General features: G+C 32.4%; 20 protein-coding genes. All 20 read left to right on the plus strand.

The window, feature by feature from the left end; translation table 11 throughout:
• The first annotated feature begins 13 nt into the window (after positions 1-13).
• The 20 genes from E0F98_RS07985 (at position 14) to E0F98_RS08080 (ending at position 21943) form a co-directional block, all read left to right on the plus strand.
• Complete coding sequence (locus tag E0F98_RS07985; RefSeq protein WP_132110239.1) at positions 14-931, plus strand: glycosyltransferase family 2 protein; 918 nt, start codon at positions 14-16, stop codon at positions 929-931.
• On the plus strand, positions 915-1871 hold the full coding sequence (locus E0F98_RS07990; RefSeq protein ID WP_132110241.1) for a glycosyltransferase family 2 protein: 957 nt from the start codon (positions 915-917) through the stop codon (positions 1869-1871). Before E0F98_RS07985 ends, E0F98_RS07990 begins: the two co-directional genes overlap by 17 nt.
• On the plus strand, positions 1858-2892 hold the full coding sequence (locus E0F98_RS07995; RefSeq protein ID WP_132110243.1) for a glycosyltransferase family 2 protein: 1035 nt from the start codon (positions 1858-1860) through the stop codon (positions 2890-2892). Before E0F98_RS07990 ends, E0F98_RS07995 begins: the two co-directional genes overlap by 14 nt.
• A gap of 2 nt (positions 2893-2894) precedes the next feature.
• Positions 2895-3833, plus strand: a complete 939-nt coding sequence (locus E0F98_RS08000; RefSeq protein WP_132110245.1) for a glycosyltransferase family 2 protein — start codon at positions 2895-2897, stop codon at positions 3831-3833.
• Between the two features lie 24 nt (positions 3834-3857).
• Entirely contained in the window at positions 3858-4808 is a 951-nt protein-coding gene (locus E0F98_RS08005) for a glycosyltransferase family 2 protein (protein WP_132110247.1), read from the plus strand.
• 3 nt (positions 4809-4811) lie between these two features.
• Positions 4812-5927: a non-hydrolyzing UDP-N-acetylglucosamine 2-epimerase gene (gene wecB, locus E0F98_RS08010; protein ID WP_132110249.1), complete on the plus strand. Its 1116-nt coding sequence runs from the start codon at positions 4812-4814 to the stop codon at positions 5925-5927.
• Complete coding sequence (locus tag E0F98_RS08015) at positions 5924-7141, plus strand: glycosyltransferase family protein (RefSeq protein WP_132110251.1); 1218 nt, start codon at positions 5924-5926, stop codon at positions 7139-7141. Before wecB ends, E0F98_RS08015 begins: the two co-directional genes overlap by 4 nt.
• Positions 7138-8148 carry a glycosyltransferase family 2 protein gene (locus E0F98_RS08020; RefSeq protein WP_132110253.1) on the plus strand — a complete coding sequence of 337 codons (1011 nt, stop codon included), beginning with the start codon at positions 7138-7140 and terminating at the stop codon, positions 8146-8148. The genes E0F98_RS08015 and E0F98_RS08020 overlap by 4 nt, the downstream gene beginning before the upstream one ends.
• A 6-nt stretch (positions 8149-8154) precedes the next feature.
• Positions 8155-9039: a glycosyltransferase family 2 protein gene (locus tag E0F98_RS08025; protein WP_132110255.1), complete on the plus strand. Its 885-nt coding sequence runs from the start codon at positions 8155-8157 to the stop codon at positions 9037-9039.
• Between the two features lie 144 nt (positions 9040-9183).
• The gene (locus E0F98_RS08030) at positions 9184-10338 is read left to right on the plus strand and encodes an acylneuraminate cytidylyltransferase (RefSeq protein WP_132110257.1); all 1155 of its coding nucleotides are present in this window, start codon (positions 9184-9186) and stop codon (positions 10336-10338) included.
• A gap of 146 nt (positions 10339-10484) precedes the next feature.
• The gene (locus E0F98_RS08035) at positions 10485-10892 is read left to right on the plus strand and encodes an endonuclease domain-containing protein (RefSeq protein WP_132110259.1); all 408 of its coding nucleotides are present in this window, start codon (positions 10485-10487) and stop codon (positions 10890-10892) included.
• 132 nt (positions 10893-11024) lie between these two features.
• Positions 11025-11900, plus strand: a complete 876-nt coding sequence (locus E0F98_RS08040; RefSeq protein WP_132110262.1) for an N-acetylneuraminate synthase family protein — start codon at positions 11025-11027, stop codon at positions 11898-11900.
• Positions 11901-12108: 208 nt separating this feature from the next.
• Positions 12109-13503, plus strand: a complete 1395-nt coding sequence (locus E0F98_RS08045) for a glycosyltransferase family 28 protein (protein ID WP_132110264.1) — start codon at positions 12109-12111, stop codon at positions 13501-13503.
• A 327-nt stretch (positions 13504-13830) separates the two neighbouring features.
• Positions 13831-15009 carry a glycosyltransferase family 4 protein gene (locus E0F98_RS08050; protein ID WP_132110266.1) on the plus strand — a complete coding sequence of 393 codons (1179 nt, stop codon included), beginning with the start codon at positions 13831-13833 and terminating at the stop codon, positions 15007-15009.
• A gap of 12 nt (positions 15010-15021) precedes the next feature.
• A complete protein-coding gene (locus E0F98_RS08055) occupies positions 15022-16551 on the plus strand; it encodes a glycosyltransferase family 2 protein (protein ID WP_243699218.1) in 1530 nt (509 codons plus the stop codon).
• Positions 16551-17552: a glycosyltransferase family 2 protein gene (locus E0F98_RS08060; RefSeq protein ID WP_132110270.1), complete on the plus strand. Its 1002-nt coding sequence runs from the start codon at positions 16551-16553 to the stop codon at positions 17550-17552. Before E0F98_RS08055 ends, E0F98_RS08060 begins: the two co-directional genes overlap by 1 nt.
• The gene (locus E0F98_RS08065; protein ID WP_132110272.1) at positions 17552-18688 is read left to right on the plus strand and encodes a glycosyltransferase family 4 protein; all 1137 of its coding nucleotides are present in this window, start codon (positions 17552-17554) and stop codon (positions 18686-18688) included. Before E0F98_RS08060 ends, E0F98_RS08065 begins: the two co-directional genes overlap by 1 nt.
• A gap of 127 nt (positions 18689-18815) precedes the next feature.
• Positions 18816-19529, plus strand: a complete 714-nt coding sequence (locus E0F98_RS08070) for a hypothetical protein (protein ID WP_132110274.1) — start codon at positions 18816-18818, stop codon at positions 19527-19529.
• Between the two features lie 3 nt (positions 19530-19532).
• Positions 19533-20609, plus strand: coding sequence for a glycosyltransferase (locus tag E0F98_RS08075; protein WP_132110276.1), 1077 nt, complete (start codon positions 19533-19535; stop codon positions 20607-20609).
• Positions 20606-21943: an O-antigen ligase family protein gene (locus tag E0F98_RS08080; protein WP_132110278.1), complete on the plus strand. Its 1338-nt coding sequence runs from the start codon at positions 20606-20608 to the stop codon at positions 21941-21943. The genes E0F98_RS08075 and E0F98_RS08080 overlap by 4 nt, the downstream gene beginning before the upstream one ends.
• The last annotated feature ends 293 nt before the right edge of the window (positions 21944-22236 follow it).

The raw sequence follows: 22236 nt of genomic DNA on the forward strand, positions 1-22236 counted from the left end.
CCTATTATTCCATATGATTTCGATTATTATCCCATTTTATAAATTCACTTTTTTTGAAGAAACCTTACAATCGTTAGTAAATCAAACTGACAAGCGATTCAAAGTATATATTGGTGATGATGCCAGTCCAGAAAATCCTGCCGCCTTATTAGACAAGTATAATGGGCAATTAGACTTAATCTATCAACGTTTTGAGACAAATTTAGGAGGGATTTCTTTAGTACAACAATGGGATCGTTGCATTGCTTTGTCTGCGGATGAAGAATGGTTAATGATATTAGGGGATGATGATGTATTGTCTTCTCATTGTATTGAGGAATTTTACAAGAATCAAGAAGAAATTAAAAAAAACAATTGTAATGTCATCCGGTTTGCAACCATCGAGATTGATGGAGATAGTAAAATCATTTCAAAGGAATATACACATCCAAAACTTGAAAAAGCTACAGATTCTTTATATAGAAAATTTTTCAAAAAATCCAGAGGTTCTCTTTCGGAACAAATATTTAAAAGGAAGGCGTATGATAAGCATGGTTTTTTTAACTACGGTTTAGCTTGGTATGCTGATGATAGGGCATGGTTAGAATTTTCAGAATCGCATAGTATTTATACAATAAATTCAGCCGTGGTAAATTTTAGAATAAGTAATGAAAATATTTCCCGAGGAGGTTATAAACAAAAAGAGAAACAAGATGTTAAATTCCAGTTTTTCAATTTTTTGATTTTTAGTTTCCTAGAAAAATTTGATAAAGAACAGAAAAAATATTTTCTTTTGGAATACGAGCTAATGGTTTATAAAATAAGAAAAGCTACATTTAGATTTTGGTTTTCCCTTTTTCTCCTGATTTTAAAAAATATAAATTTGACACAAGCAATTAAATTTTCCAGAAGATATTTGATTCATTTGAATAAAAATGCAACAACCACCTAAAATTTCTATTATAATTCCAGTGTATAATCGTGAAGATTTGTTAGGATATACATTAGACAGTATCCTGGGGCAAACCTTTAATGACTGGGAATGTATATTGGTAGATGATCAAAGTTCTGATGATTCATATGAGGTAATGGAATCCTATCAAGAAAAAGACAATCGATTCAAAATATATAAACGCCCCAATGAACTGAAAAAAGGCGCAAATGCCTGCCGTAATTTTGGTTTTACAAAATCTATGGGGTACTACATCAAATGGTTTGATAGCGATGATATTATGTTGCCAAATCATTTAGAGGTAGGGTACAATGCACTAATTCGGGATGATTTCGATTTTGTTATTACTGACACCATCAACTTTAATCATGAAACAGGTGTATTACTTGATAAACCCTATGATTTTGATAGAAAAGCAGCAAAAATATCGGCTATGAATTTTGCATCTAACAAATTAGGGTGGATTACAGATGATTTTTTTGTAGGACGAAAGCTAGTCGAAAACCTTCGTTTTAATGAGAACATTACCACTGATGGTGATGAGTATAATTTTTTTGTTAGGTTGTTAAACCTGTCGACAAAAGGACTTTTAATAGATCAAATTTTAACCCATAGGCGAGTACATAACAGTACCTTAACAAAAATCCATGGAATTAAGAATATTAGTTATATAACCAAAATAGCTAATATAAAATATCAAACCGCAAATGATTTATTAGTTTATAATAATGCCAAATTAGTAAGGTGGTTTATGTCAGGTTATATGAAAAGTGCTTTTGATATAGCAGTTGCAAAAAAGGAAATACCGAACCAAAAAGAAGCAATGAAGCTGATTAGACAATATTTTTCATTTAGTAAAAGTATGGCTTTTTTAATTGCATTATTTTTAGGTTTCCATTTTAAGAAAGGGTATAAAATTATGAAATATGCTAGAAGATAAAATGGAAATCAAACCACTAATTTCAATTATTCTTCCCGTCTATAATGGCGAGAAATATATAGAAGAGGCGATAGAGAGTTGCCTTAGTCAAACTTATAGCAATATTGAATTAATTATCGTTAATGATTGTTCAACAGATAGGACTTTAGAAATTTGCCATTCCTATGTAAAAAAAGATGATAGGATAAAGCTCATCAATAATGATATAAATTTAAAACTACCCGTTAGTTTAAATGTTGGTCATCGCGCTGCTAAGGGAGATTTTTTAACATGGACAAGCGATGATAATTATTATAAAACAGCTGCCTTAGAAACGCTGATTAATATCATTTTAGAAAAACAAGTAGATGTTGCTTACAGTGATTTAATCTCTATAGATGAAAATGGGGAGTTGATAGGGGAAGTAAACTACGTAGGTTTTGAGAATATTGTTTTTGGAAACTTTGTGGGCGCTTCATTTTTATATAAAAAAGAAGTGTTTCAAAGAAATAAAGGTTTTAATGAAAAATTGTATTTGGTAGAAGATTATGACTTTTGGTTGAGAGCTATGATTCATAGTAAATTTTATCAGGTAAATGAAAAATTATATTTTTATAGAAAACATGAGGACAGTCTCACCCACCAAATTAAATTTACAAAGGATGCAAAGCGGCTTTGGAAAGATAATCTGAAAAAAATGTTTGCAAATTATTGTGTTTTAATTGAAGGAAATGAAAATGAGGAAATAGCTAGTTTTTTAGCTAAAAGAATGTCTTACCAGCAAATTCCGTTTGATTGGTGGGTACAAAATCACAAGCTTATCTCTAAGTTTAAGAATAAACTTAAATGTAATGTCAATTTTATTAGTGACAATACCTTAATTGAGAAAGCATTTTTTAACAAAACGATTGAGGCATTAAGACAGGATGTTTCTAATAATTCCAGGTTTTTAAATGCGCTTTTTATAATAAGAAAATATAGTAGTGTGTTGAATGGGAAGGGGATAAAAGCAATGATTAAACATATATTAACTATTATTTAATAATGAGTGTAAAAGTATCCATTATCATGGCGACCTACAATAGAGCTCATTTTATTGTAGAAACTTTAAAGTCAATTCAATCGCAAACTTTTTTGGATTGGGAATGCCTCATTGTAGATGATGGAGGGACAGATAATACTATTGAAGTAATCACACCTTTCTTGTTAAAGGATGATCGTTTTAAATATTATAAAAGACCGAACGGATATCAAAAAGGATTGTCAGGATGTCGTAATTATGGACTTGATATAGCTAACGGTCAGTTTATTCAGTTTTTTGATGATGATGATTTAATGCATCCAAAAAAAATAGAGTTACAATTGTCACCATTTTATTCCAATAAAAATATATATTTTACAGTATGTAAATATGAGTTTTTAATAGAGAAAGAAGATGGAAGTGTGGAAATAATTCGTCAAAAGTTTGATTTTTCATACAAGCATGTTGGAGACTCAATATTGTTAGGAGACATTAAAATTAATAGTTTAAGTACACTTTGGAAGAAAAATATTTTACTAGAGTTTAGATTTGATGAAAGTTTAAAGTATGCAGAGGAATGGGAATTGTATACTAGAATCACTTATAAGTACCCTAATGATTTTGGAATTGTAGACGAGTATCTTTTTATTTATAGAAAACATTCAAATTCTTTAACATTAGGGAAGGATTTGGATTTTGAGAAAAGGAAAACTGCCGCTATAATAAGAGTGAAATTATCGGACTATTTAACTGAAAACAAATTACACACAAAAAAAAGTATTCTTTTTTTTGCTAAAACATTTTTCATTTATTATTATAATCCTAATGAAGTGAAAAAATTGATTGGTTATACCAATGAAGCAAAAGGTTATTCAATGAAGCTTATTTTGTTTTTAAGGATTGGTCTTTTAATATCTAAATTTCACAGCAAGACAATTACTAAATTAGCATCTTTAATTTAGTCTTTTATAATATCTAATATTTTTATGAAATCACCGGTAGTTTCTGTTATAATTCCAACTTTCAATAGATCTGAATTATTGGTTGAAGCAATTTCATCAATAAGAAAACAGACCTACAAAGATTGGGAGTGTATAATTGTTGATGATGGCTCCACAGATAATACAAAGATAGAAGTTGATAAAATTATACTAGAAGATTGTCGTATTCAATATGTTGCTAAACCTGAAGTTCTTCCTCGAGGAGCTGCTAGTTCTAGAAATTTTGGTTTGGAATTAAGTAAAGGGAATTTTATTCAATGGCTAGATGATGATGATATTATTTCTGAGAATAAAATTGAGTTACAACTAAAGGAACTATTTCAATTAGAAAATAAAAAGGCAATTGCTTGTTGCAATTGGGACTTTTTGTCAGAAAGAGAATATTTTAAAAGAGATTATATATTTAAAGATAAAAGTAAATTAACTGCAAACCAATATTTTTATGAGTTAAGAAAGCAGTTGACTTATTGTCCAATACATGTTTTTCTAATACCTAGAAGTTTAATTTTAAAAGGTGGAAATTGGAATGTTTTATTGTCATTAAATGATGATGCTGAATTTATGTGTCGAATGGTGATTGAAAGCAATTATATTATACATACAGATAATTGTTTTGCTTATTATCGAGAACATAATACATATCCTAATTATAGAATAAGTAATAGACGAGATATTGATGCACTTGAATCTTATTTAATAAGTTTACGCTTAATGAGGGCTTATTTGCTGTCTAGTAATATTAAACAAGATGCTTTTTTTAAATGGAAATTATTGAATGTTTTTTATGATTATTGGAAGGTTTATCCGGAGGTATTAAAGAAGCAGTATTATTTTTTTAAAGAAATTGGTATTAATTTAGACTATGCATATTTTTATAAATTAAGATATAAATTATATAAAATCATAAAACCTTGGTATAAACGATATTTAAAATAAATTATATTGAAAATTTTACTTTGTTTTGGTACACGCCCTGAAGCCATAAAAATGGCACCTTTATTTCATGAATTAAAAAAAGAAAAAGGTTTTGAGGTGGTAGTATGTGTTACTGCGCAACATCGAGAAATGCTGGATCAGGTGTTGGATTTTTTTGAAATTATGCCTGATTTTGATTTGGATATCATGCAACCCAATCAAACATTAAATAAGTTGAGTGCTACTATTTTAAATAAAATAGATGAGGTTCTTGAAATCGTACAACCTGATTTGGTTTTGGTTCATGGAGATACAACTACTTCTTCAATGGTTGCTTTAGCGGCATTTCATTTAGGAATAAAAGTAGGACATGTAGAAGCAGGATTGCGTAGTTATAATAAACAAGCTCCTTTTCCTGAAGAAATCAATAGACAATTTACTAGTAAATTAGCTGACTTTCATTTTTCTCCAACCGTAGGGGCAACTCAAAATTTATTAAACGAAGGTGTATTGCGGGATGATATTCAAGAAACAGGAAATACCGTAATTGACGCCTTACTTTGGACTATTGAAAAAATAAGTAAGGAAGGATTTCTTCATCCTGAAATTGCATCTTTAAAAAAGACACTTCCAAAAGATAAAAAAGTAATCTTAGTGACAGGGCATAGAAGAGAAAATTATGGAATTGGATTCATCAATGTTTGTAACGCATTGTTAACAATTGCAACACGGGATGATGTGTGTGTGGTGTATCCAGTCCATTTAAACCCCAACGTGCAAGATGTTGTCAATGAAAGATTAGCGCATCAAGATAATATTTATCTTATTCCTCCTGTTTCTTATCCCGCATTTGTGTGGTTAATGCAGCAGTCCTTTTTAATTCTGACTGATTCAGGTGGTATTCAAGAAGAAGCTCCCACTTTAGGTAAGCCAGTTTTAGTAACACGTACTGTTTCAGAAAGGCCAGAAGGAGTTGCCGCAGGTTTTTCAAAAATTGTGGGAATCAATCAAAATGAAATTGAAAATAGTATTTGTAGCTTATTGGATGATTTTGTTGTGTTTGACGATAATATAAACCCTTATGGGGATGGAACTGCATCTTTACAGATAGTTAATTTTCTAGTAAATAATTACAGATGAAATTTCTAATCATAGCTCAAGATTTAAGAGTGTCAGGAACTAGCGAAGGTGTGGTTTCCAGATCGTTTATTGGGCAATTACGAAAAGTTTTTCCTAATGCTGTAATTGATGTTGTTTATTTAAGGCATGAACAGTACCAAGACCAATTAGATCTACTGCCTGTTAATGATTTAAAAAGTCATTTTATCAACCGAAAAATACCTTTTTATATCAAGTGGTTGAACTGGATGTACTGGCGTATCTTTCATGTTTCCTTGAATGAATGGTATATTCAAAAAAAATATACTTCTATTATTCGAAAGATTGATTATCAAAAATACGATACTGTTTTTATTAGAAGTTGTGGTTTAGATTACGAAGCTATTCTGGGAGCGATAGATTTACCTATTTTACAAAAAACGATATTAAATTTTCATGACCCCTATCCTGTGTTTTGGTGTTCAGGTTCTCAAAATAAGTTGACTAATTTAGAACTCTTTAGGTTGAAAAAAATGGCAAGGGTAGTTAGTCAGGCTAAAGCATGTATAAGTCCAGCTACTATTTTATCAGCGGATTTTGAATTGATTTACGGGCACAGAAATAAATTTTATGTTTTACCACATCAGTTTTGTCCATTAGTATTTGACTTTTCTGATTTTGCTAAGGTTAGAACTAAAGGGAAAAAAGTAACACTTTCCTATCACGGAATTATTCAATTTGGAAGAAATATTGAAATTCTTTTGGATGCGTATAAGGAAATTATTGAATCCAATGCAACCTATAAACAGCATACAGAATTTGTACTCCGATTAAAAGGCAACCAAGCGGAAAAATTAAAGGAAAAATATGGCGATTGTACTAATATTATTTTTTTGGGGCATTCCAATTTTTCTAATGCATCCAATGAGCAATCCAAAGAAACAGATATTATCATCATTTTAGAAAATGGACCTTTAAGAAGCAATATTTTGGTTGGGAAAGTGCCGTTTGTTGCGAGTTTACAAAAACCAATATTGTGTCTGTCACCCAAAATCAGTGAATTAAGATCGTTAATCCAAGATGAAAAGTATATTGCCGATTGTGACAACTTGAATCAGATAAAATCTAAATTAGAATACTTGATTAGTGAAAGGTTGGAATCTAACGAAGCGGTACAGCCATTTGGAGATTATTTTAGTGACGAAAATTTTAAGGTAAATGTTCTTAATATTTTAAACAAAGTAAATTTAGATTGAAAAAACTGGCGGTTTTACTTCCTGCATATAACGCAGCCTCTTATATTAAAGAAAGTATCAATTCGGTTTTGAATCAGACTTTTGTAGATTTTGATTTGTATGTCTATGACGATTGTTCGACCGATGAAACAGCCAAAATCATAAAAAGCTACCAAGATTTACGAGTTTTTTATATTCAAAACGGGACAAATATTGGAGTAACCAAAACACTAAATAAAGGCTTGGATTTTCTATTACCAAAATATGAATTCATTGCTCGGATGGATGCTGATGATTGGTGTTTTGCAAAACGTTTTGAGAAACAATTAGAGGTTTTAGAAAAACAACCAGAAATAATTTTATGTGGTACCCAAGGATATTGGCTGAAAGATTTAAAAATACAGCCTAATGAAGGCTGGACCTATCCCACAGATCCAAAGTATATAAAATACTATTTGCTTTTTGGAGCTACTTTCGGACATTCTTCAGTCATTATGAGAAGCCAAACGATGATTGCAAATAATTTAAGATACGATGAAACGAAAATAAATTGTCAAGATTGGGAATTGTGGGTTCGAATGTTAAGAGTTGGGAAATTAGTTAATTTACCTGATTTCTTAATGAAGTATCGAATACTTGAAAATAGTAATCACCGTGCTACAGAAAAACAAAAAATACATTATCAAAATCGTTCTAAGATAATTGCTAATTATTGGGGAGATTTTGGGGTTGTTTTTTCTGAAAAAGAAATTAATGATTTTTATTATTCAACTCAAAAAGTACTAGATTCGGAATTTAAGATTAAATTGGAACAATTCATCGACGCTTTCAATTCGGTTTTTTTAATTAGTAAAAGTGAGTTGTCCAGAGAAGACCAAAAGAATTTCAGTTATTTATTAGCTCGAAAATTATTGAGTTACTGGAAACGTTCGGGAGTGAGTAGAAAAAATCTATCAATTTGGTTTTTAATGGTTCGAAAAGTTCAATTCATGAATAAAGCTTGGTTATTAAAAAGTCTAATACGATAATTTAGAATGCAAACATCCATTTTAATTGTTTCCAAAAATAGGAAAGAAGAGCTCTCAAAAACTTTATTGAAAATCAAGGGATTACTTGATTTTTCTATACATGAAGTATTGGTTTTTTTGGATGGATGTACGGATGGATCAGAAGATTTAAAAAACGAATTTAGTTGGGTGAAATGGTTTGGTTCCAATACAACTATTGGAGCGTCAGGTTCAAGAGCCATTTTGTATCCTCATGCAAAAGGAAGTTTTTTTATAGGGTTAGATGATGATGCACATCCATTGCAAGCTGATTTTATAGCAATAGTAACTCAAATTTTTTCGGAATATCCTAAAGTTGGAGTCCTTGCATTCCAAGAGATAAAGGGAGTATTCAATTCTAATGTTGAAGCTTTAACACATAAAAAAGAGTTGGTTGATGAGTATTTGTGCCATGAATTTGTAGGTTGCGGTTTTGCTATTCGAAAAGTAGTTTATGAAGCTACTAGTGGATTTCCAGTTTGGATGGATATTTACGGAGAAGAATCGTGTGTTTCTATTGAAGTTTTGGCAAACGGATACGATATTCTTTATACTAACCGTATTGCAGTAAATCATAGAGTGAATAGAGAAGAACGCTTAAAAACCGGGAAAAATTATTATCGATTTGATAAACAGTTGAAAAATACTGTTTTTTATTATTTAGTGTATTATCCTTTTCCATTGATGAAAATTGCGAAATTGCTGTGGCATAATTTTAAAAAATATGCTTGCAGCGATAGGCGGTATTTTCACATCTATTTTCAATCCCTTTTTTCAGCAGTTACCACTTTACCAAAAATACTTAGCCATAGAAAACCAATTGATAGTCAAATTTTAAAAAGAATATGTCAATTACCACCACCTAGATATTAATTTGCTAGAATAATATGAGTGGGTAGTCTGGGCTTGTCACAGAATATGGAAATTAGATCCTAAGTTTTAATTTAAAACGATTACTCAAAAAGAGTCATAATAAACTCAAATCAGTATATTTGATTGGGCGATAAAAAATAAAAAATGAAAATAGCAGTTTTACCACTTCGAAAAGGTTCCAAAGGAATTCCTGGGAAAAATAAAAAGAAAATGTTAGGGAGACCTTTATTTAGTTGGACTATTGGTGCTGCAATATTTTCTAATTTGGATGCTATTTATGTCTATACTGATGATGAGGAAATTATTACTTATATTGAAAAAGAATATGGTTGGTGTGCCAAAGTAAAGGCGGTTCCTCGTGAAGCAAGTACAGCCATAGATACTTCAAGTACTGAGGAAGCCATGTTGGCTTTTACTTCTCAGTTAAAAGAAAATTATTCGGTTTTGTGTTTGTTACAAGCAACTTCTCCCATGACAACTTCGGAAGATATTAATGCAGTATTAGAAAAAATAGATTATCAATATGATTCGGCACTTACAGTAGTTAAAACACACCGTTTTACTTGGAATGCCGATGGAACACCTCAAAACTATGATCCATTCAATAGACCTAGACGTCAAGATTTTGAAGGTCTTTTGGTCGAAAATGGGGCTGTTTATGCGACTACAAAAACAGCATTTTTACAATCTAAAAATCGTGTAAGTGGTATAGTTGGTCTTGTTGAAATGGATGAAGCTAGTTATACTGAAATAGATAGTTTGACCGATTGGGATATTGTGGAACAATTGTTAGCTAGCCGTTTTCAAAAAGCAAAAGTTCAAAGTAAAATACAATATTTGGTGCTAGATGTCGATGGCGTGTTTACGGATGGGTCTGTGTTTTTTGGTGCTGAGGGTGAAATGATGAAACGTTTTGATATGCGTGACGGAATGGGATTAGAAATTCTTAGACAAAACAATGTTGAGATTGTGGTGATGACTTCGGAGAATTCTGTTTTAGTTGGGCAAAGAATGAAGAAATTACAAATAGAGTCCGTTTTTTTAGGGGTCAAAGACAAATATGCATTTCTAACCCAATTTCTTGAAGTCAGAAAAGCTAGTTTTGCGGATGTAGCCTACGTTGGCGACGATGTTAATGATTTGGCGAATATTTGCAGTGTAGGCTGGTCTTTTTGTCCTGCCGACGGAACGGAGGTTGTAAAACGCCATGCAGATTATGTGTTGACTCAAAATTCAGCTGCTGGAGCGATTAGAGAAGCTTGTGAAATTATAATGAAGTATAATAAACGATATGAATAAGTTTTGTCAAGCTGAATTATTGGGTAATTTTAATTATAATAGTTTGAACCATCGTATTCCCCTCTTGAGAGGGGTTAGGGGTGTGTAAATATTGTGTTGATTAACTACTACCATTGAATTTTACTGTATGTTCAAAATAAGTTATCATGGCAAAACGAAAATTTATCCCTTATAATCCTAAACTCAAGGAATATGCTCGAGAACTTAGAAATAATTCTACTCAAGCAGAAATATTTCTTTGGATAAAGTTAAAAGGGAAACAAATGTATGGTTACGATTTTCACAGACAAAAACCAATTGATAATTATATTTTAGATTTTTTTTGTCAAGAGTTAATGTTGGCTATAGAAGTGGATGGATATTCACATCAATTTTTGGAAATTTACAATAAGGATACTATAAAAGAAAAACGAATGAATGAACTTGGTGTATCAGTTTTAAGATTTACTGATGATCAAGTTTCGAAAGATATGCAAAATGTTATTAAGACAATTGAGTTTTTTATAGAAGAATTTGAAAAACACACCCCCAACCCCTCTCAAGAGGGGAGCTAGGACTAGTAGAGTGTTCTGTTTTATATTTTAAGATAATATTTTTAAATAGAGTTGAATCACATAGATAAAGCTAAATATTAAGTGCAAAAATAAAGTGATAAATACTTTATTTGTTATACAAAACTATAGATAATGAATAAATATAAAAAACCCTATGTCATCGCCGAAATTGGATGTAACCACAAAGGGGAAATGGATATTGCCAAGGAACTAATCAAGATCGCTAAAATATTTTGTAATGTTGATGCCGTCAAGTTTCAAAAAAGAAACAATAAAGAGTTATTAACGCAGGCACAGTATAATGCGCCTCATCCAAATGAGTCTAATGCATATGGAGCGACTTACGGAGCACATCGAGAATATTTAGAGTTTGACGTCAATCAACACGCAGAATTGAAAAACTATTGTGAATCCATAGCGATTGTGTATTCTACGTCTGTTTGGGATACGACCTCAGCGAAAGAAATAACTTCCTTACAGCCTGAATTTATTAAAATACCCTCGGCTTGTAATAACAATTATGAAATGTTATCGTGGTTGTGCGAGAATTACAAAGGAGAAATACATATTTCAACAGGGATGACAACCAAAAACGAAACCGATGATTTGGTGAATTTCTTTATTACAAAAGGAAGAAATCAAGATTTGGTTTTATACAATTGTACTTCAGGTTATCCTGTTCCATTCGAGGACGTTTGTTTGTTGGATATTAATTTGCTGAAGGAGAAATACGAAAGTAAAGTTAAGCATATTGGATTTTCGGGACATCACTTAGGTATTTCTGTTGACATTGCAGCCTACACTTTAGGGGCAAATATTATCGAAAGACACTACACTATAGATCGTACTTGGAAAGGAACAGATCATGCGGCTTCATTAGAACCTATGGGGTTGCGTAAATTATCTCGTGATTTGAATGCTGTTCACGCCGCTTTGACTTTTAAATCCACCGATATTTTACTAATTGAACAAGTGCAAAGGGATAAATTGAAGAATCAGAAAGTGTAGTATAGTGGTCAATATTTCCGTCATTTCGAGTGTTTTTTACGTAGCGCAGCGGAGAAAAAAAATGTATCTAGAAGTCTATATTCCAACTATTTACCTTTAGAATAAATCTAGATTTTAAAAGGATAAAAAGCAGTAGGTTCGCTTTTTTAAATAAAGTTATAAAAAAACTTTCCAAGAAGAATATTCTAATAAATTAAAATCGAAATTAATGAATAAAAAAATATTTGTTTTTTTTCCTGATGGTGTAGGCTTACGTAATTTCGCTTTTACTCAATTTAAGGAAATTGGAGAACAAAAAGGCTATGAAATTGTGTATTGGAACAATACAGTTTTTTCCTTAAAAGAGGAATTGGGTTATGAGGAAGTAAAAATTGAAAATCATAAGACTCACCCATTAACTTCTATTTATTCGAGAGTTCGAAAACATATAGAGCTAAATGTTTCTGAGAAAAAATTCAATGATAATGTTTATCCAAAGTATAAGTTTCCTTTTAACTATAAAGGGCTCAAAAATAGTTTAATGACCTTATTAACTAAGGTACTCATTGGACTGAATTCATCCGAAAAAGGGATTATTCGTATTAGAAAGCGAATCAATTCATTGGAAAGATCCACAGATAAATACCGTTATTGCAAAGCACAATTAGAAGAACACAAACCAGATTTGGTTTTTTGTACGACACAGCGAGCAACACAATCAATTAGTGGCTTGTTAGCCGCTCAAGATTTGGGAATTCCAACTGTTGCTTTTGTGTATTCCTGGGATAATGTCCCTAAAGCAATGCAAGTAGTTGAAACGGATTATTATTGCGTGTGGAGTGATTTAATGAAAGAAGAAGTTTTAAAGTACTATCCATTTGTTAAAGATTCTCAAGTCATTATTACAGGAACACCCCAGTTTGAATCGCATTTTGACGAGAGTTTATCTCAATCTCGGGAAGAATTTTTTGCGCAATATGATTTAGATATTAATAAAAAATACATTTGTTATTCAGGAGATGATGAAACTACCTCGCCATTGGATCAATACTATTTAGAGGATTTAGCGAAAGCCGTTAGGAGTTTAAATAGAAAAGGAGATAATCTAGGAATTATATACAGAAAATCTCCCATTGATACCACTACTAGATATGATGCCGTTCTTGAATCCAATAAAGATATTATTGTCACTTTAGATCCTCTATGGAAACCAATGGGTGAAAAATGGAATGAGATCTTGCCTACCAAAGCTGATTTGAAAATGCTGTACAACGTATGTAAACATTCAGAGTTTGTGACTAATGTATGTTCGTCCACGGTTTTTGATTTCGTTGCACATGATAAATCCTGTATTTATTTCAATTATGAACAACCACAATTGAAAAAAGGAATTCGGGATATAGGGCAAAATTATAATTATGTTCACTTTAGAAGTATGCCAAGTTCTAATGCAGCGGTTTTTTGTACCAATAAAAATGATTTAGAAAATCTAGTGAAACAAATTTTAGAAGGGAATTTGTCCAATGTTAGCGAGGGTAAAAAATGGTTTGAAGTCGTTGTAGGCAAAGAACCTACCAAAGCTTCTGAGAAAATCTGGAATACTATTGATAAAATTTTAAAATAGATTACGTATTTCATTTTTTCATATTTTTATTTCTATAAAGTATATGGGTTTTGTGGAACTTCTAAATATGACGGGCAAGTACGCAAGAATATTTACAGCGAGAATCGTAAAAGATTTTTTCATTAAAAAATAAAGAGGAATAATTAGAATCCTTCTAAATTTAAAATGAAAAACTTTTAATGATTTGAATCAAAGGAGTAGAATTAAAAGTATATTTTTAAGCTTTTACACTTGACAGGTTTCAAAAACCTGTCAGGTTTAGATACGTAATCAATTAAATACATTTTTTAACTTTGATTCGCTTTATTTATAAATAATTAACCAATAATGAAAATAGCCTTCCTAACACCTGAATATCCTCATGCTAGAACAGGAAGCTCTGGAGGAATTGGAACTAGTATTAAAAATCTTGCTATCGGACTTATGGCAGAAGGATGTTCGGTTCGTGTTTTAGTCTATGGTCAAAATGAAGAACTTATATTTGACGATAATGGTATTTGTGTTCAGCAAATAAAAAATGTAAAATTTAAGGGGTTGTCTTGGTATTTTACTAGAAAAAAACTAGAGAAAATAATAGACCAACTTTATAAGGAACATCATATTGATATCGTAGAAGCAGCAGACTGGACAGGAATTACTTCTTTTATTAGTCCTAAAAAATGCCCCGTTGTCATTCGACTAAATGGTTCGGATACTTATTTTTGTCATTTGGATCAACGTCCTGTAAAATGGGTTAATAAATTTCACGAACGAAGAGCACTTGAAAATGCAGATGGATTGCTATCCGTGAGCCAGTTTACTGCCGAAATGACGAATGAAGTTTTTGGATTTAAAAAAAAAATTATAATTATTCCAAACTCTATAAATATTGATTTATTTAATAACAATAGCAATGCCAATGGCAATAGCAATGTCAATGGAAATAGTAGTGAGATGTGCAATTCTTCAATCTTATATTTCGGAAGTCTTATTCGTAAAAAAGGATTGCTGGAGTTGCCTTTGATTTTTAATGAAGTGGTTAAAAATAATCCAAATGCTAAATTATTTTTGGTAGGAAGAGATGTTCCTGATATTATATCAGGAAATCCTTCGACCTGGAAAATGATGCAGACGCTGTTTACTAAGGAGGCATTAGTCAATGTCAATTATTTAGGCAGTGTGTCCTATCAGGATATTAAGAAGCACATCCACGAAGCAACCGTCTGTGTATTTCCATCATTTGCTGAAGCCTTACCTGTTTCCTGGATTGAGGCCATGGCAATGCAAAAAGCTATTGTGGCTTCCAATATAGGTTGGTCCACAGAAGTAATTGATGATGGAATTAATGGTTTTTTAGTGCACCCTACTCATCATATCGAATACGCAAATAGAATTGTTGAGCTACTTGAAAATACTCATTTACAAATGGAATTTGGGACTTCTGCTAGAAAAAAAGTGATCGAAAAATTTAGCATCGAAATAGTAGCGAGACAAAGTTTATCATTTTATAAATCGTTAATAAGGTAAGTTTTGATTGTAGTGTATCATTTAAATTCTAAAATTACTGCAGTAGAAACAGCGGGTAGCCAAACCATAGAATTTGATTTTAAAGGAAGTATTGCCGAAGGGCTTCATGTTTTAGCTCAACAATTTCCAGATGAAGTACTTGTGTGGTGTAACACAGCTTTAAAAGAACAATTGAATTGTGAGTTAATTCCAAGTTTGTTGCATCACCATAAATTGATATTGTCTTTTTCAGTTTCCGCTTTTAATTTTTTGGAAAGGAAGATAGGATACATTGACGAGTCTTTATTTATTAATGTAAATAAAAAAGTAACTTATCCCACCTGGCAAATGAGCAGTGATATAGGTGTCGTACATGCGGCTGTCGTTAATGCAATGCAAGGTATAATTGTAAGGGGCGGTAATTTTGATTATTATTTGAATTCTTTTGCTAAATTAGGTGTGCAAGCGGGACTATTGTGTTATTCAGAACCTAGGCTTTTAAAACAGCTTCCAACAGTTGCTCCACATCTAACATCAAGCTATACTCTTTTTAGGTTTGTACGGCAACATTACAAAACAAGATGGATTTTTCTATTGTTATTAAATTTAATTATTTACGAAAATAAATTTCCTTTAGTTCCAATGGTCTATTCTTTATTTTATAAGAATAGGAATAATAAAAAGATAAACTTAGATGCTGTAACGGTCAAATCATCTAGGATTGTGCTGGACAAAGGAACAGTAGATGTAATTATACCAACGATTGGAAGGAAAAAATATTTATATGATGTCTTGTGTGATTTAAGAAGTCAAACTAATTTACCTAAAAATGTAATCATTGTTGAACAAAATACCATACTAGATAGTGTTTCGGAATTGGATTATTTGCATAAAGAAGAATGGCCATTTACAGTAAAACATATTTTTACCCATCTACCAGGCGCCTGTAATGCGCGTAATATTGCTTTAAAGGTAATTGAAAGCGAATGGATTTTTCTTGCAGATGATGATATAAGAGTTTCTCAAAACTTTATCCAAAAAGCATTTGAGAACATTACTAAATTAGGTGCGAATTCGGTATCTTTAAGTTGTTTGCAAAAAGAAGATAATCAGACGTTTAAAACTATTTTACAGTGGGGAAGTTTTGGTTCCGGATGTAGTATCGTGAAAACGGAATCCATAAAAAACTGTAGATTTAATATTGGGTACGAATTCGGTTATGGGGAAGATAGTGATTTTGGCATGCAATTGCGAAATCAAGGTTGTGATGTTTTGTATTTACCTGCGCCCGAAATTTTACATTTAAAAGCGCCTATTGGTGGGTTTAGGACAAAGCCTGTTTTAGAATGGCATGATGATAAAGTACAACCCAAACCTTCGCCAACTGTTATGTTGTACCAGATTTCCAACAATACAATAGAGCAAATTAGAGGCTATAAAACAACTTTGTTTTTTAAGTATTATACGCATCAAAAGATTACAAATCCGTATCACTATTTTGTTCATTTTAGAAAACAGTGGAATCGAAGTGTATTTTGGGCTAATCAATTAAAAACAAGATGATGAAGTTTTCTTTAATTGTATGCACTTATATGCGTCCTTTGCCTTTGCTGAAATTATTGCAATCAGTTGAGAAGCAAACGCTGTATCCTGATGAAATTTTAATTATTGATGCTTCCACAAACAGTGAAACCGAAAATACTCTTAAAGAGAATAATTTAAAAAACCTTAGGTATTTACTAGTTCCTAATGAGTCTCGGGGATTAACTAAACAAAGAAATTATGGGATTGAGAGAGTGGGAAATGATATCAGTATATGTTGTTTTCTTGATGACGATACGGTTTTGGAACTTGATTATTTTGAGCAATTATTAAAAACCTATGCGCTTTATCCCGAAGCACTCGGTGTAGGAGGATATATTGTTGGTGAATCAAAATGCGAATTTGTAGGCTATCATTACCAGCCTAAAATGGATGAGTTTTATTTTGATGGATGGAAACGCAAAGACGGTAGTAGATTTGTATTGAGAAAAAAAATAGGGTTAGATAGCAATTGTCCACCGGGATATTCATCCTTGTATTCTCACGGACGAAGTGTTGGTTTTTTACCCCCCAGCGGTAAAACTTATGAAGTCGAAATGTTGATGGGAGGTGTTTCTTCATTTAGAAAAGAAGTGTTTAACACCTTGAAATTTTCTACTTATTTTGAAGGCTATGGCTTGTATGAAGATGCTGATTTTAGTTTGAGAGTAGCTAGGCATGGAAAGCTGTATCTGAATACTGCAGCTCAATTGTATCATTACCACGATGCCTCGGGCCGACCCAATCAATACCAATATGGAAAAATGGTGGTGCGAAATGGCTGGTACGTTTGGCGAACTAAGAACCCAAATCCCTTATTTAAAGATCAACTAAAATGGCATTCCATTACTATACTTTTGACATTTATTCGATTTAGCAATACATTTACAAACTCTAATAGCAAGCAAGCCTTTACAGAATTCATGGGGAGAACCGCGGGTTGGTGGAGCTTGTTCTTTGATAAACCCAAATTCAGAAATTAATGAAGTTTGTCATCATCACCCATGTGCCACACATAATTGAGCAAAATCAATTCTTTGCTTATGCACCTTATGTTCGTGAAATGAATATCTGGGGGAAGTATGTGGATGAATTAATAATTGTGGCGCCTAAAACAGATCGTTTTAAAACTGCTATTGACTGCGCCTATGAACATCAAAATATTAAATTCGTGGCTATAGACGGCTTTGATGTTTTGGGTTGGAGTTCTACTTTGAAGACTGTTTTTAAATTCCCTAAAATTAGTTGGCAGATATATAATGCCATGAATAAAGCAGAGCATATACATTTGCGCTGTCCTGGCAATATAGGTTTGTTAGGATGCGTGCTTCAGATCGCATTCCCTTCTAAACCCAAAACCGCTAAATACGCGGGTAATTGGGATCCGAAATCAACGCAACCGTGGAGTTATCGATTACAAAAATGGATTTTGTCTAATACTTTTTTAACGCGGAACATGCAGGTTTTAGTCTATGGTGAATGGCCTGAGAAAACTAATAATGTAAAGTCTTTTTTTACGGCAACGTACTCAGAGGATGATAAATTAGCTATTGTCAATAGGAATGTAAAAGGAGTAATTCGTTTTGTTTTCGTTGGTGCTTTGGTAGCGGGAAAGAATCCTTTGTATGCGATTCAATTAGTGGAGCGAATTATTCAAAAAGGATACGAAGTTAGCTTAACTTTTTATGGAGATGGAGTAGAGCGAAATAAATTAGAACAATATTGTACTGCAAATAAGTTAGAGAATAGAATAGTTCTAAAAGGAAATCAAACTACGGAAATAGTTCAAAAAGCCTATCAAGATAGTCATTTTGTAGTTCTGCCATCAGTTAGTGAAGGTTGGCCGAAAGTAATTGCTGAGGGAATGTTCTGGGGTTGCGTTCCAATAGCTACAAAAGTTTCTTGTGTTCCTTACATGTTAAATAATGGTAATCGAGGGATTTTGTTAAATATGGATTTTGAAAAGGATATTTCACAAATAGAAGGACTTATACAAAATGAAAAGGATTTCAAAAATAAAAGTGTAGAAGCGTCTAATTGGTCGAGAAAATATACAGTAGAACTTTTTCAACAACAAATTAAAATAATAATGAAAAATGAATCATCGTTTAAAAACTAGGATACTTAAAACAATTGCGTTGCTACCTAATTCCATAGGATACTCACTATACAATTTATTACAAGAGATTGCGAGTCAGCATACCTTTGAGAGTAAATTTCAATCAACAAAAAACAGCTATAATTCAATGGTAAGAATTTTACAAAATAGCAATGTTAATTTGAAAGGGTTAAAAATAGTTGAATTGGGTTCGGGTTGGAGTCCTATCTTACCCTATCAATTAATTTTTGAAGGGAATGCTAAATCCGTTGATTCTTATGATATCAATGAACATTATAATGCAAAAGAAATAAAACAGTTAAATGATTATTATAGCAAACATCATACTATTGATTTAGAAAGTAAAGGAAATTACAAAACACATAAGTCATTAACCTATCTTCCTAAAACAAGTATATGTGAATGTAAATTGGATAATATTGATTTAGTGGTATCTCGATTTGTTTTGGAGCATGTGCCAGTAAAAAACATTATCGAAATGCATAAATTTTTTAATTCCACTTTGAGGAAGGGAAGTTATATACTGCATTTAATTTCGCCCAATGATCATCGTTCTTATAGTGACTCGTCGCTTTCGTTACAAGATTTTTTAAAATACAGTCAGGAAGAGTGGGATGATATTCAAACAAAATTTGACTACCATAATAGATTAAGACTACCTCAATATTTAGAAATTTTCATGATTGATTTTGAAATTATTTCTCTTGAACATAGTACATTGAATACTAATTCTGAAGCGTATCAAAAATTTAGAGAATTAGCCATTCATGAAGATTTCAGCAAGTTTAATGAAGAAGAACTAATGGCAGGTAGTATTAATATTCTTTTGAAAAAAAAATAGTCTATGCGCATTATTCAAATCATTGACTCTCTTGAAGCAGGTGGAGCGGAGCGAATGGCAGTTAATTACGCGAATGTCTTGGCGAGTCAAATTGATTTTTCCGGACTGATAGCAACCCGAAAGGAAGGAACTTTGTTGTCGGATTTAGATTCTAAAGTGAACTATCTTTTTTTGAAAAAGAAAAGAAGTTTTGATTTGAAAGCACTATTCGTATTACGAAGTTATGTTGTGGAAAACAAAGTGTCTGTCGTTCATGCACACAGCAGTTCTTTCTTTTTGGCATTTTTACTAAAGTTGGTTTACCCGTCGATAAGAATTTTATGGCATGACCATTATGGGGAAAGTGAATTTTTGAATTCAAGGCCTACATTTGTTTTTAGAATGACGCTTCCTTTTTTTAAGGGCGTGATTAGTGTCAATCAAAAACTAAAACAATGGGTAGAGCAAAAGATACATTGTAAGAATGCTATTTATTTAGCCAATTTCGCATCTACGGAAAATGAGTTTAAAGGGAAAACCGTTTTGAAAGGGGTGACTGGAAAACGGATTGTATCTTTGGCTAATTTAAGACCGCAAAAAAATCATTTTCTTTTATTGGAAGTAGCGAAGATACTTAGAGAAACACATCCCGAATGGACGTTTCATTTGGTCGGAAAAGATTTTGAAGATAATTATTCGTCGGAAATAAAGAAGTTGATTGTCGAATATGATCTGAAAGATCAGGTCTTTGTTTATGGTAGTAAAAATGATGTTGAAAATATAGTTCAGCAAGCATCTATTTGTGTTTTAACTTCTAAATCAGAGGGCTTGCCCGTTGCATTGCTAGAATATGCTAGGGGTGAAAAACCGGTAGTAGTTACTGATGTTGGGAATATGCCTGAGGTGGTTCAAAATGGAAAGAATGGTTTTGTCGTCCCACACAATGCGGAGTTGTTTTGTGCAGCGATAGTTGAATTGATAGAAAATGAGGCTCTTAGGGATGATTTTGGGGCAGCGATTTATAACACAGTTTTAAATAGCTATTCAGAAGAAGTGATTATAAAACAATATTTAAAGTGGGTGCAACAGCAAAGTAAATGAAAAAAGAAGAACAATTCTATTTGTATTTAATTTTATCCCATGTGGCTATTGGTATTGGGATTTTCGTACTTCCTTTTGCTGCTAAACTATATGGCTACTCTATGATATTGGTTGGGGCTTATTTTGTAATAAAAACCCAAAATCGCAATAATGAAGCCTTAATGGCGGCGGCTTATATAGCTGGAGCTGAAGTATTATTGCGAATGACAGGCGGAAATATCAGCTATGAATTTTCTAAATACGGGGTGATGATATTTGTTTTAATGGGGATGTATTTTAGCGGTTTCTCTAAAGGAGCTACTCCCTATTGGCTTTTCTTATTATTGTTGGTTCCTAGCGTAGTTATTTCCACCTTTGTTTTAAACTTTGATACCAATATCAGGAAAACTATTGCGTTTAATATTTCTGGGCCGGTCTGCTTGGCAGTGGCTTCATTGTATACTTATAGACGAAAAATTACACTGGAGCAGATGAATTCGATGTTGTTATGCATAGGTCTTCCCATAGTCAGTTGTGCGGCGTATTTGACTTTATATACTCCAAATGTTAGGGATGTAATTACAGGTACCCAATCTAATTTTGAGACCTCAGGAGGATTTGGTCCTAATCAGGTGGCTACTTTTTTAGGGTTGGGTATGTTTATTTTTTTTTCGAGGATTATATTAGAATCTAGATCGAAATTTATGCTGGTGCTCAATTTAATTATCGCTTTAAATATCAGCTATAGAGGGATGGTTACCTTCTCCCGTGGTGGGATGATTACCGGTTTCTTGATGATTGTATTATTGTTGTGCTTCCTGTATTTTAAATCTAATTTTAGAGGGAAGGTAAAACTGAATTATATTATAGTAGTAATCGGCTTAGCGATGATGGTGACTTGGACCTATACTTCTATTCAAACCGGTGGCTTAATCAAAAACAGGTATGCCAATCAAGATGCTCAGGGAAGGGAGAAAAAAAACCAATTTACTGGAAGAGGGGATATAGCCGCGACTGAAATTGATATGTTTCTGGACAATCCTATTTTTGGGGTTGGCGTTGCCAAAGGAGCTGAAGTTCGCGAAGTGGTAACTGGGAGTTTTTCAACATCTCATGATGAAATTACACGGATGCTAGCGGAGCACGGATCATTTGGAATTGTTGGTCTGTTAATTTTGGTTATCACGCCTTTGGTCTTGTACCTGGAAAATAAGTTCAATATGTTTTTATTGTGTTTTGTGGCCTTCTGGTTTTTGACTATAAATCATGCTGCGATGCGAACGGCTATACCTGCTTTTGTGTATTCCTTGTCGCTGCTGAATGTTCAGCTAGTACCTAATTCCAAAAAAGAATAGTGAGGAGTGAGCAGTGGTCAGTAAATTGCAGTTTAAAATCGAAAAGAGTTTAAGGTTTAAAGTTGGCGGTGGGGAGTAGGAGTTTTCAGTTATGTGTGAATGTGAAATTTTCATATTGTCTCAGTAGGAAGTTGGTTGTTTTGATTTTTTTTTTTTTAGGCACGGATTGCAAATTTGCGTTAACGGGGGAGTAGGTTTTCATGAAGGGATTTTTTCTTTTGCCTTGATGCAAAAGAAACAAAAGATCAAGCCTGAAAATTAAAAACTTAAAAACTACCTCAAAACTCTGTTCC

Origin of the sequence: Flavobacterium hiemivividum (assembly GCF_004349145.1) — a bacterium.
GTDB lineage: Bacteria > Bacteroidota > Bacteroidia > Flavobacteriales > Flavobacteriaceae > Flavobacterium > Flavobacterium hiemivividum.

Coding starts and splice junctions, on each gene's coding strand:
- E0F98_RS07985 (WP_132110239.1), top strand. CDS start 14: ATGATTTCGATTATTATCCCATTTTATAAATTCACTTTTTTTGAAGAA.
- E0F98_RS07990 (WP_132110241.1), top strand. CDS start 915: ATGCAACAACCACCTAAAATTTCTATTATAATTCCAGTGTATAATCGT.
- E0F98_RS07995 (WP_132110243.1), top strand. CDS start 1,858: ATGCTAGAAGATAAAATGGAAATCAAACCACTAATTTCAATTATTCTT.
- E0F98_RS08000 (WP_132110245.1), top strand. CDS start 2,895: ATGAGTGTAAAAGTATCCATTATCATGGCGACCTACAATAGAGCTCAT.
- E0F98_RS08005 (WP_132110247.1), top strand. CDS start 3,858: ATGAAATCACCGGTAGTTTCTGTTATAATTCCAACTTTCAATAGATCT.
- E0F98_RS08015 (WP_132110251.1), top strand. CDS start 5,924: ATGAAATTTCTAATCATAGCTCAAGATTTAAGAGTGTCAGGAACTAGC.
- E0F98_RS08025 (WP_132110255.1), top strand. CDS start 8,155: ATGCAAACATCCATTTTAATTGTTTCCAAAAATAGGAAAGAAGAGCTC.
- E0F98_RS08030 (WP_132110257.1), top strand. CDS start 9,184: ATGAAAATAGCAGTTTTACCACTTCGAAAAGGTTCCAAAGGAATTCCT.
- E0F98_RS08035 (WP_132110259.1), top strand. CDS start 10,485: ATGGCAAAACGAAAATTTATCCCTTATAATCCTAAACTCAAGGAATAT.
- E0F98_RS08040 (WP_132110262.1), top strand. CDS start 11,025: ATGAATAAATATAAAAAACCCTATGTCATCGCCGAAATTGGATGTAAC.
- E0F98_RS08045 (WP_132110264.1), top strand. CDS start 12,109: ATGAATAAAAAAATATTTGTTTTTTTTCCTGATGGTGTAGGCTTACGT.
- E0F98_RS08050 (WP_132110266.1), top strand. CDS start 13,831: ATGAAAATAGCCTTCCTAACACCTGAATATCCTCATGCTAGAACAGGA.
- E0F98_RS08060 (WP_132110270.1), top strand. CDS start 16,551: ATGAAGTTTTCTTTAATTGTATGCACTTATATGCGTCCTTTGCCTTTG.
- E0F98_RS08065 (WP_132110272.1), top strand. CDS start 17,552: ATGAAGTTTGTCATCATCACCCATGTGCCACACATAATTGAGCAAAAT.
- E0F98_RS08070 (WP_132110274.1), top strand. CDS start 18,816: ATGGTAAGAATTTTACAAAATAGCAATGTTAATTTGAAAGGGTTAAAA.
- E0F98_RS08075 (WP_132110276.1), top strand. CDS start 19,533: ATGCGCATTATTCAAATCATTGACTCTCTTGAAGCAGGTGGAGCGGAG.
- E0F98_RS08080 (WP_132110278.1), top strand. CDS start 20,606: ATGAAAAAAGAAGAACAATTCTATTTGTATTTAATTTTATCCCATGTG.